The organism is Rossellomorea sp. FS2 (genome assembly GCF_047915635.1).
Classification (GTDB): Bacteria; Bacillota; Bacilli; order Bacillales; family Bacillaceae_B; genus Rossellomorea; species Rossellomorea marisflavi_A.
This window is the reverse complement of the sequence record NZ_JBLRVS010000005.1, coordinates 532,193-543,167: the sequence shown is the minus strand read 5'-3', so window position 1 is coordinate 543,167 and position 10,975 is coordinate 532,193. Positions and strand designations below refer to the sequence as shown.

Genomic DNA, 10,975 nt, shown 5'->3' with positions numbered 1-10,975 from the left:
ATTTGTCTTGTTTTGTTCAGTTTTCAAGGTTCAAGTGGATTGTAAGCGCTTCGTTTCTCTCTGAAGCGACCAACTAAATATACCATATATCGTCGATTCGTGTCAACTTCTTTTTATGTAAAATCCGTTGCGCGTCAGCGACATGTATTAATATATCACGCTATAATTATTATTGCAATATATTTTTAAACTTTTTTTATAAAAGAGTTCTTTTTTTAAAAGGCCCTTCATATACATGATTCCATACTGCATTGAAAGGGGCTGCTTCACTTATGCTACTACTGCCGATCGGACAAGCCATATCCTTCATCATGGCTGTCTACCTGTTTTCGTATTCTTATATACAAGCACTGAAGATAAGCGAAAGCGCAGGCATCAAACTTGGTTCCGCGCTTACATTCATCTTCTCCTCCACGATGGCAGTCATTTTTTCCGGACTGACTTATACCTTTTCATAAAGCATCACAGTCAAAAGGTTAGTAGAAGACCTTCTTCTACATGCTCTTCATCTCCTATGATGATCGGCTCTTCTTTAACCATTTCAGTCTGATAGGAATAGTAGAACGTTTTGGATGAATTCTCCCTCAATACCCAAATGAACATATCCTGAAACCCAAGAGCCTTGAGGGAGGAGATGCTCCGAGAGAATAACTCCCTGCCGATCCCCCTCCCCTGGTACTCCCTTAATAGATAGATAGCATACAGCTCCCCTTCGTACTCACCACTTCTCTCTCTTCCGACGGATGCAAAACCTACAACTAAACCGTCTTTCGTTGTGCATACAAGGGTGTGATGATCATCCGACAGGATCCCCTCCCACTTCACCTTCTTCTCTTCCACTGACAAGGAATCCAGATACCGGTCTGATACGATCCCCCTGTAGGTAGATTGCCAACTTCCAACATGTACGGCGGCAATCCCACCCGCATCAGCCAGGCACGCCTTTCTATAACGGAACTCCACTTCTTCCCTCCACCTTTCTCAACTCTTTCACTGCTTTCTTCAGTTTCCGTTCTTCCATAAGGAAAATCGTCACTCCGAGCAGAATGATTCCTGCACCGATGACTTGAGTGAGTAAAATCTTCTCGGATAAGAGCCAATAGGCCAGAATCGCTGCACCGACCGGTTCAAATAAGATCGCCATGGAAATGGTCGAAGTACTGAGCCACTTCAGCGACCAGTTGAACAAGGTATGACCCAGGAGCGTAGGAATGACAGCCAACAGCAGGAAGTACACCCATTCTTCACCTGCATACGGGTAAAATGAATCACCCTTGACCACCGAATAGATGAATAGGACAGCCGCACTCATGGCATATACGATATAGGTATACGTCATGAGCGAAAGGCGTTTCCTAATGGTTTGGCCGAACAGAAGATACCCCGTCACCAGGGCACATGCCACCAGTGCAAGAAGATCCCCCCACAATGCCGTCCCGCTGATCTTGAAATCTCCCCAACTGATCACAAAACTGCCGGATACTGCAAGTATGGCGGACACCACCGATTTACCCGTAAGCTTTTCACCGAAAAAGAGATATGCGCCCATGAAGGCGAAAAGCGGCTGGAGAGTCACCAGGACGGTGGAACTCGCCACAGACGTATAGTTGAGGGATTCAAACCATAGGATGAAATGAAAAGCGAGGAAGCCGCCTGCGAGAAGGCAGAGACCCCAGTCCTTAACGGTAATAAGTTTCAGTTCTTTTACATAGTGTAGGAGAAAAAACGGTGTCATGAGCAGGACCGTGAAGAAAAGGCGATAAAATGCCAGCACTCCAGCAGGAGCTGCCGAAAACTTGACGATGATGGCGGATGTGGATACGGAAATGACACCGATCGCCAGTAGTAGATATGGATTGATTTTTGCTTCTGACATGAGTTAGAGCACCCCTGAACGTGAAAACGATATTTTCCTCATTTTATTACTTCGTTCATGAAAAAACTATATCTTTTTATCAAATGGAGGGGGAACGATGACGCCGATTGACACCACCCTGCTTTTAAAATTGGGCATCTCTGCGATACTCGGATTGATCATCGGACTTGAAAGGGAACTGAAGCGTAAGCCTGTAGGATTGAAGACATCACTCGTCATCTGCATCGTCAGCTGCCTTTTGACGATTGTTTCCATCGAGGCTGCCTATGTATCCCCCAAATCCGATCATGTGAATATCACCATGGATCCCCTACGTCTTGCAGCCCAAATTGTATCAGGTATCGGATTCCTAGGCGCAGGCGTCATCCTCAGGAAAGGGAATGACAGCATTTCCGGTCTCACGACAGCCGCCATGATCTGGGGAGCCGCTGGAATCGGAATCGCCGTCGGAGCGGGTTTTTACTGGGAAGCGACCGTTGGAGTCATTTTATTGATTTTTTCAGTGGAAGTGATACCGGTCATCATCACGTATCTGGGGCCAAGGAGACTCAGGGAAAAAGAGCTTTCCCTGAAAGCAACCATAGAACAAAAGAAGGAAATCAAGTCCATCATCGAACAGATCAAATCGGAAGAAATCACGATCGAAAACATTCGGATCAAGGATTTAAAAAATGATCTCCATCTCCTCGAATTGAAGATCATTGTCGATTTCCGAAAAAAGACCGTGGACATATATTATACGATTTCGGAGATTCCGGGCATCATCGATGTAGAAATCGAAAGTCTGTGAATCATTTTTTCATCAGTCGCACCTGTTCAATACCATTCCAGGATATCAATTCCTCCATGACAGTATGGATGGGATCCTCTCCGATCGAGTAGACCATGAATGAGTAGAAGATTAGCCCGGCCCCTTGCTCAACATCCAGTTCGGCGACTTCGAGGCCATGTTTTTGCATGGAGGTGCTGACAGCCGATAATTCACCTGCCTGCATCCGGATGACCAGCGTGTACCACCGTTTCTTCCTGAGCTTTCCCCTATAGTACTGTTCTGCCCTCGTGAGGAAGAGCAGGGTAAGTACGATGATGGCCGTCGTAAAAATGGCTTCATAGTGCATCCCGATCCCCACAACAAGGCCGAGACCGGCAACAACCCATATGCTGGCTGCCGTCGTGAGCCCCCTGACTGTCACACCTCGGTGTACGAGGATCGTTCCTGCACCGAGAAAACCGATTCCTGAAATCACATAGGATGGAATCCTGCTCGGATCGAATCCATTAAGCTCGGGATGCTCGTCCAGGAAAGGCTGAAACCCATAGATGGAGAGAAGCATGAGTAAACAGGAGCCGACCCCCACAAGAATATGGGTCCTGAGACCGGCGGGATGATTCTTCGATTCCCGCTCCAATCCGATCAACCCGCTCAACAGTACGATGAGGAGGATCCGCTTGATGACGATCATAAATTCCGGAGACAATGGCGGAAGACCTAAATGCTCCATCTGACTCCCCCCTTCCTGAAGATTTCTTCTTTATACCTTTAACCAACAAGTGAAATTCTAAAACAAGGCATCAACCAAAATAAAAAGAACCAGGCTCACCAACGCCTGGTTCTTTCGTTTTATTTCACCGGTTTCTTCAGGAGCCCTACCATGATTGCTGTGATCACCGAACCGATCAGGACGGCCAGCAGGTAAAGGAACGCATTCCCTTCGACGACCGGGAAGACGAAGATTCCTCCGTGAGGGGCAGGAAGCCCGATGTGGAATACCATCGTCAAAGCACCGGCAACGGCCGAACCGACAACAGCCGACGGGATGACCCTGAGGGGATCTGCTGCCGCAAACGGGATCGCTCCTTCTGTAATGAACGAAGCACCCATGAAGTATGCCGGAATTCCTGCTTTCCGTTCATTTTCATTGAACTTGCTTTTAAAGAAGGTTGTCGCAAGAGCGAGACCAAGGGGAGGTACCATCCCGCCAGCCATGATGGCTGCATGGGGAGCGAGGTTCCCACCTTCGATTGTGGCAATACCGAATGCGAAGGCCGCTTTGTTGATCGGTCCACCCATATCGATTGCCATCATACCACCAAGGAGAAGTCCGAGGAAGATAAGGTTTCCTGTACCAAGACCCTCAAGCCAGCTCTGCAGCCAAGTGTTGACTGCACTCAGTGGTTCCACAAGGAATTGAAGCATAATGAAGCCCGTGATGAAAATAGCGAACACTGGATAGATCAGAACAGGTTTGATCCCTTCCAATGCCTGCGGGAAGTTCTTTGTGACGCGTTTGATACCAAGAGTGACATACCCGGCAAGGAAACCGGCGATAAGACCACCAAGGAATCCACTGTCACCGGTTGCTGCAATTAGACCACCGACCATACCAGGGGCAAAACCGGGACGGTCTGCGATACTGGAAGCGATGAACCCGGCAAGGACAGGGATCATAAGGAAGAACGCATTGCTTCCACCGATCGTGTTGATGATCGCTGCAAATTGATTATATTCAGAAGAATCAGGATCGGCTGAATCAGGACCAAATAAGAAGGAGATCGCAATGAGGATCCCACCGCCGACAACGAACGGGAGCATATTGGATACACCATTCATCAAATGCTTATAGAATCCTGATTTCCCTTTGCTTTCCTTGGACGTATCTTCTTCTTTATTACCGCCACCGCTGTATACGGGTGCATCCTGCTTTTCTGCACGGGAGAGGAGATCCGCAGGTTTCCTAATGGCTTCAGCCACCGGTACCTGGATGACGCGTTTCCCTTTGAAGCGTTCCATCTCAACCTTTGTATCGGCCGCCACGATGATCGCTGGAGCGTTTTCAATTTCGTCCGCGGTAAGGATGTTTTTCGCACCACCTGAGCCATTTGTCTCGACCTTCACGTCAAGACCGAGCTCTTTCGCCTTCGCTTTGAGGGCATCAGCGGCCATATAGGTATGAGCGATACCTGTCGGACAAGCTGTCACCGCAAGAATTTTATTCGAAGAGGAAGAAGATTCTTCTACCGCTTCTTCCTCGTCCTCTTGATCATGCGTATTGATGATCGTAATCACTTCATCTTCAGACTTTGCAGAAAGCAACGCCTGGCGCACTTCCGGATCCATCAGGAGGGAAGAAAGACGGCTCAGGGCCTCCAAATGCGTCTGGTTGGCACCGTCTGTCGCCGCAATCATGAAGAATAAGTGTGCAGGTGTACCGTCAAGGGACTCATAGTCGAGCCCCTCTACCGACTTCCCGAATGCAATGGCCGGTGATTTCACCGCTGCCGTTTTGGCATGGGGAATGGCAATTCCTTCTCCGATCCCCGTCGTGCTTTGAGCTTCACGATTGAGGATGGCTTTTTTAAATTCCTGTACATCCTGCAGTTTACCTGCTTTATCTAGAACCGTAACCAATTCATCAATGACGCCTGATTTTGAATCAGAAGAAATATTCAACTGAATGGTTTCTTTTGTGAGTAGTTCTGTAATCCTCATGTCCTTACCTCCTATTTCTCCGTAATCGTAATGTCGTTATAGAGTGACTCCACTTTTTCTGCACTGCATAGCCCGATGGAATAGGCAGTGGCAGATCCTGAAGATGTTCCAAGACGGAAGGCATCCTCGATGCTGTACCCTTTTTTCAACCCTGCAAGGAAGCCCGCCACAGTGGAGTCCCCTGCTCCTACCGAGCTCTTCAGCTCACCATTCGGAACAGAAGAGACGAATACACGATCTCCGGTAAGAAGCAAAGCACCTTTTTCCGCCATCGATACAATGACGTTCCTCGCACCTTTTTCAAGGAGTTTCCGTCCGTAGTGAATCGCATCGTCTTCAGATTGGATCTCCACATCGAACATTTCACCAAGTTCATGATGATTCGGCTTGATGAGATAAGGAGCAAGCGGCAGGACTGGTTCGATCAGGTTCTTTTCAGCGTCGATCACTACCTTGGTACCCTGTTCACGGCACTGAGAAGCAATCTGATGATAGAACGTCTTCGGCACGGAAGATGGGATGCTTCCTGCCAGCACCAGGACATCTTCATCTGTCAGGGAAGAAATTTTCCCGAGAAGCTCATCCAGATGTTCCTCGCTGATTTCCGGTCCGCTTCCGTTGATTTCCGTTTCATCGTCCGATTTCACTTTTACGTTGATCCGGGAAATCCCGCCCACCTCAACGAAATCGGTACGGACGTCTTCTCGTTGCAGGAATTGCTTGATATATTCTCCCGTAAAACCGGATGCAAAGCCCAAAGCGGCGCTTTCAACGCCAAGCGTATGAAGGACTCGGGATACATTGATCCCCTTCCCGCCCGGCAGTGCTGCTTCGGTTTCGCTCCTGTTCAAGCCGCCTTTTGTAAAATCGGCAACCTCAATAATGTAGTCAACCGAAGGGTTTAATGTCAGTGTATAGATCATGTTGTCACAACCTTTATCGTAGTTTGTTTCATAATGGCGGTATCTTGCTCTTCATCAAGAGCATTCGTGATGACCATTGCTTTATCTATATCAACGATTTTACTGAATGAAATTTCTCCGAATTTGGAATCATCGGTGAGGAACATGGCTTCCCTTGATAGTTCAATCGCCACCCGTTTCACCTGTGCTTCTTCCGGATCGGGGGTTGTAAACCCATATTGAGCATGGATACCGTTTGCCCCCATGAAGGCTTTGTCGAACCGATAATGCTTCAAGGATTCGACAGCCCCGCTCCCGATCATCGCCTTGGTGGTCTGCTTGACCATTCCTCCTATGAGATAGGTTTTGAATCCCTTTTGCAAAAGAAGATCGACGTGGGTCAATCCGTTGGTGACAACCACGATATCCATCTGCGGAAGATAGTCAATCAGGCTTAGCGTAGAGGTTCCGGCATCCAGGAAGATACAATCTCCATCTTCTATGAGGCTCGCGGCGTATTGACCGATCAGTCGTTTCTCATGAAGGTTTTTGGAAGATTTTTCAGATACACTCAGTTCTTTCAGTTTGCCCTGAAGTCTGGATGCACCACCGTGTACTCGCTTGAGGAATTTCTCCTGTTCAAGCTGCGTCAGGTCACGACGGATGGTAGATTCAGAAGCGTCAGTCATATCGACGATTTCGTGGATTTTGATCGTTTCCTTATCTTTTAACAGGTCAAGGATGATGCGGTGCCTTTCGTCGGTCAACATGTTTTCTCCTACTTTCTAATCACTTTGCATACCTTATTATAATGACAACGTTTACAGAAATCAATCATTTTCTTTCATAAATGAGCACATTCTTTCAAAAACAATCATCGTTTATCATAAATAAACATGTTTTAGAATTTAATGGAGGTATAAATGGGAGTGGTTCGTTTCATTTCGCTGCGGGAGCTCGCTTTCCGCGGGGCGTGCGGTAAGCCGCTTCGGCGTTGCCTGCAGGGTCTTACCTGCACGCCTTTCCGCAGGAGTCGAGCTCCCTTCGCTTCATTTCACTCTGTGGTTATTTGATGGGTGAAGTGCACCTCTTCGTTGGTTGGGGTGATCATGTTTCTCTTGGTTTGATTAATTTTTCTACTGAACGAGTGTTTGCAGGTCGCTCGGCGCTGCCTGCAAGAACCTTCCTGCACGCTTTTCCGAAGAGTCGAATTTCCTTCGCTTCATTCCACTCTGTAGTATTTTCATTCTTATTACCACGGAAGAATCAGGTTTATATGATTGGTTCTCTTTTTCATCTCATATTTTCTTGTTTAAACACAATCGGAATACAAAAAAACTGCCTGGTGATCCTAAGGGATCTTCCAGGCAGTTCTTTGGTTATTGTTCTGTTTGAGCCGAGTCTGATTCTTGGGTGCTTTTCGGATTCGGATTGTTGTAGTTATAGTCTGAACGGTTGATTGGCTTGAAGCCTTCTGGCGTATAGAATCTCAAGAGGTCTTCATAGACCACTTTATCTGAGAGTTCCAGGCGCTTATTCGCTTCTTTACTTGCGTCGTCACAGGCTTTGGCATCTGCCTCATCGACTGGTTCACCCGTTTCATTGTTGTAGCATACACCTTTGATGTCGGAGTACTTATCCGTGATCACATCACCGTTACGGAACGGTACGATTTGTTTGTGCTCTTTGGACAGCATATCCTGACCGAAGCTCATATAATCCGTTGTGTCGATTCCAAGAAGATGGAATACGGTCGGACGTACGTCGATTTGTCCGCTGTACGTATGGTCGACCCCGCCTTCAGCTCCAGAGTTCAGGATCAGAAGTGGTACACGTTGCAGCTGTGCGTTATCAAAATCGGTGATTTCTTCTTTGCCAAGGACTTCAGCCATGGCTTTGTTATGGTTCTCTGAGATACCATAGTGATCACCGTAAAGGACGATCATAGTGTCGTCATAGAGACCATTTTCCTTCAGGTCGTTGACGAAGTCTTCCAGCGCTTCATCCATATAGTGGGCCGTTTGGAAGTATCGGTTCACGACACCATCTTTTGTATCACCCTGACCGAAATCGGTATCCTCTTCATGACGGTCGAACGGGAAATGGTTCGATAGTGAGATGAACTTACTGTAGAACGGCTGTTTCATTGACTTGAGCAACGGGATGGACTCTTCGAAGAACGGTTTATCCTTCAATCCATATGGAAGTTGTTCTTCCGGTTTGCTCATATCGTAATAAGTGGCATCAAAGAATTGATCATATCCCATTGAGCGATACATTTCAGAACGGTTCCAGAACGTTTTGTAGTTCCCGTGGAAGACCGCTGATGAGTATCCTTCCCCTTTAAGGATGGCCGGTGATGACTGATACGTATTGTTCGCATGCGTCATGAATACGGCCCCTTGCGGAAGTGGGTATAGGGAGTTTTCCATGATGAATTCCGCATCTGACGTTTTCCCTTGACCCGTTTGATGGAAGAGGTTATCGAAGTAGATGGCCTCTTTGTCATCAATGAGGGAATTAAGGAACGGTGTGATTTCTTCTCCGTTAAGGTCTCTGCCGATCACGAAGGATTGCAGGGACTCCATGGAGATGTAGATGACGTTTTTACCTTTTGCTTTACCGAAATATTCCGGGTTCGGCTCAGCTTTGTTCGCCTTCACATAGTTCTCGACCTCGGACACTTCGTTGCTGTCTGCCAGCGCGCGTTTTGCAGAGGTCTTGGAGTTTTGGATGACGTCATAGATCGTAAAGTTGTTCATACCGAGGTATTTCACCAAATAGTTACGGTCGAAGCTTCTAGTCAAAAGCTCAGGACGGTCGATATTGGCAAGACCAAGGTTCAACAGGAAGATCAGAACCGCTGATGTCATGAGTGCCATGACGGAGCGGAAACGCAGTTTTTCCTGTACTTTCACTTTCTTGAAGAGCATAAGGCCGATGATAATGAAGAAATCCAGGAAGTAAAGGATATCCCATGGTCTGAGAAGCTCAAGGGCCGAGCTTCCAAGTCCGTTATTCGTCTTCGCTTGAAGAAGAACCGGCACTGTAATGAAGTCATTGAAGAATCGGTAGTAAACGACGTTTGCATAAAGCAGGAACGACATCAGGAAATTGATGACGAGGAACGCCGCGTTGCGTCCTTTTCCTTTCCAGAAGAGCGCGATCGCGAAGAACAGGAGCGCCGAACTCAACGGATTGAGGAACAGCAGGAAATGCTGCATCGCATTCTGGATGCCCAACTCGAACTCTGAAACATATACGGCATAGGTCTTGACCCAGAATAATCCTACGACAATGAAAAAGAACGTAAGCTTACCTGTGCGGAGATCCTCAAACTGTGTTTTAAAGAAATTTTTAACGAAGTTCATATTTCATCACCTTTTTCAAGTCAACCTGGGTTGGACTTGTATTTTTCGGTTCAAGACCGATTGGATTTATGAAGAGTGTTTCATGAATGTAAAGACCAATTGAATCAACAGAATGTATTATAACAAAAATCATTTTCCTTTGTATAACAATTTAATGTAATTCGTCTCAAAAATGTTTCAAGGGGATTCGACAATTTGTCACATTTGAAGGGGAAAGCTTGTGATGATACACTTCTTTACTATCTGCAAAATGGACGGTGCTTATCAGGCTGCAACAATGTACTAGATCTGCTACAAATATCCATAGGCGATGTGTCATCAGAGAAGGTATTTCCCCCATTTTACAAACCCCAAACAATTTTTACATGAGAAAAATATACCAAACTCATTATATGTGCCCTGGATCATAATAGGACAAATCAGAAAGAGATGAGGCCCTGCTTGGCCCCATCTCCCCTTTATACCTGCGTGAATTGCTTCAATAAGAATTTCTCGACAACTTCTGCGACCCCGTCCTCCATATTCGATGGGGCCACATAATCGGCTATCTCTTTAATGTCGGCAGGTGCATTGCCCATGGCGACACCTAGACCGGCAAACTCCAGCATTGTCAGATCATTATAGCTGTCCCCGACCGCGATCACCTCTTCAGCTGTGATCCCCATCGTTTTGATCAGCATATCCAAGCTCGCCCCTTTTGTGACTCCCGGCTCGGTCAGTTCTAAGAAGAACGGCTTGGATCTCATGGCGCTGAGCTCTCCGTCAAGCTCCTCCTGCAATTGCTTCTCCACTTCCGCCAACCTCTCTGCATCCTTCAGCATGAGGGCCTTGACGGCAGGGCGGTCGACCGCCTCCTTGAAGCTTGGGACGACCTTCACTGAGAGTCCGGTAAGCTTGGCTTCAATATCGGCAAATTCATTTTCCTCTTCGACGATGATGGCGTCATCCACGTACGTAAGGATGCCCACATCTTCCCTTTTGCTGATATCATACAGGCGGTGAAGCGATTCTTTTGAGAGGGTCCTGCTGTAGAGTTCTTCCCCTGTTTCGCAGTTGATGACCTTGGATCCGTTAAATGAAAGAATATAGCTGCCATAACGGGCCAGCTCAAGTTCTTCCGCCACCCACTTCATTCCATAAGTAGGGCGCCCTGAAGCAAGGACCACCTTCACGCCTTCTTGTTGTGCCTGCAGTAGCGCTTCTTTGGTTCGAGGAGAGATGGACTGGTCGTCCCTCAATAGGGTGTCATCCAGGTCGAGAACGATCATTTTATAGGTCATATGATGAACTTCCTTTCACATGTTGCTAAAGATTGTAGTAGTGTAACACGATTCAT

The 10,975-nt window shown here is 47.1% G+C and carries 10 protein-coding genes; 2 read left to right on the top strand and 8 right to left on the bottom strand.

Annotated elements, in window-relative coordinates; translation table 11 throughout:
- Nucleotides 1-272 precede the first annotated feature (272 nt).
- A complete protein-coding gene (locus tag ACNA6I_RS19160; protein WP_048006952.1) occupies nt 273-458 on the top strand; it encodes a hypothetical protein in 186 nt (61 codons plus the stop codon).
- Between the two features lie 10 nt (nt 459-468).
- Here the strand turns inward: ACNA6I_RS19160 and ACNA6I_RS19155 are convergent, their stop codons facing one another.
- Nucleotides 469-963 carry a GNAT family N-acetyltransferase gene (locus ACNA6I_RS19155; protein ID WP_048006953.1) on the bottom strand — a complete coding sequence of 165 codons (495 nt, stop codon included), beginning with the start codon at nt 961-963 and terminating at the stop codon, nt 469-471.
- Nucleotides 947-1,876: a DMT family transporter gene (locus ACNA6I_RS19150; RefSeq protein ID WP_048006954.1), complete on the bottom strand. Its 930-nt coding sequence runs from the start codon at nt 1,874-1,876 to the stop codon at nt 947-949. The genes ACNA6I_RS19155 and ACNA6I_RS19150 overlap by 17 nt, the downstream gene beginning before the upstream one ends.
- Before the next feature lie 97 nt (nt 1,877-1,973).
- Between ACNA6I_RS19150 and ACNA6I_RS19145 the strand changes: the two genes are divergently transcribed.
- A complete protein-coding gene (locus ACNA6I_RS19145) occupies nt 1,974-2,666 on the top strand; it encodes an MgtC/SapB family protein (protein ID WP_048006955.1) in 693 nt (230 codons plus the stop codon).
- Nucleotide 2,667: 1 nt separating this feature from the next.
- On the opposite strand, the gene ACNA6I_RS19140 is transcribed toward ACNA6I_RS19145, so the two are convergent.
- The 6 genes from ACNA6I_RS19140 to ACNA6I_RS19115 all read right to left on the bottom strand — a co-directional run bounded on the left by ACNA6I_RS19140 (nt 2,668) and on the right by ACNA6I_RS19115 (nt 10,919).
- Complete coding sequence (locus ACNA6I_RS19140; RefSeq protein ID WP_416313970.1) at nt 2,668-3,378, bottom strand: MgtC/SapB family protein; 711 nt, start codon at nt 3,376-3,378, stop codon at nt 2,668-2,670.
- Nucleotides 3,379-3,497: 119 nt separating this feature from the next.
- On the bottom strand, nt 3,498-5,366 hold the full coding sequence (locus tag ACNA6I_RS19135) for a PTS fructose transporter subunit IIABC (RefSeq protein WP_048006957.1): 1,869 nt from the start codon (nt 5,364-5,366) through the stop codon (nt 3,498-3,500).
- Between the two features lie 11 nt (nt 5,367-5,377).
- Nucleotides 5,378-6,289, bottom strand: a complete 912-nt coding sequence (gene pfkB, locus ACNA6I_RS19130; protein WP_416313969.1) for a 1-phosphofructokinase — start codon at nt 6,287-6,289, stop codon at nt 5,378-5,380.
- A complete protein-coding gene (locus tag ACNA6I_RS19125) occupies nt 6,286-7,038 on the bottom strand; it encodes a DeoR/GlpR family DNA-binding transcription regulator (protein WP_048006959.1) in 753 nt (250 codons plus the stop codon). The genes pfkB and ACNA6I_RS19125 overlap by 4 nt, the downstream gene beginning before the upstream one ends.
- Before the next feature lie 609 nt (nt 7,039-7,647).
- Nucleotides 7,648-9,639, bottom strand: a complete 1,992-nt coding sequence (locus tag ACNA6I_RS19120) for an LTA synthase family protein (RefSeq protein ID WP_048013245.1) — start codon at nt 9,637-9,639, stop codon at nt 7,648-7,650.
- A 458-nt stretch (nt 9,640-10,097) separates the two neighbouring features.
- Nucleotides 10,098-10,919, bottom strand: a complete 822-nt coding sequence (locus ACNA6I_RS19115; protein ID WP_048006961.1) for a Cof-type HAD-IIB family hydrolase — start codon at nt 10,917-10,919, stop codon at nt 10,098-10,100.
- Nucleotides 10,920-10,975: the final 56 nt, after the last annotated feature.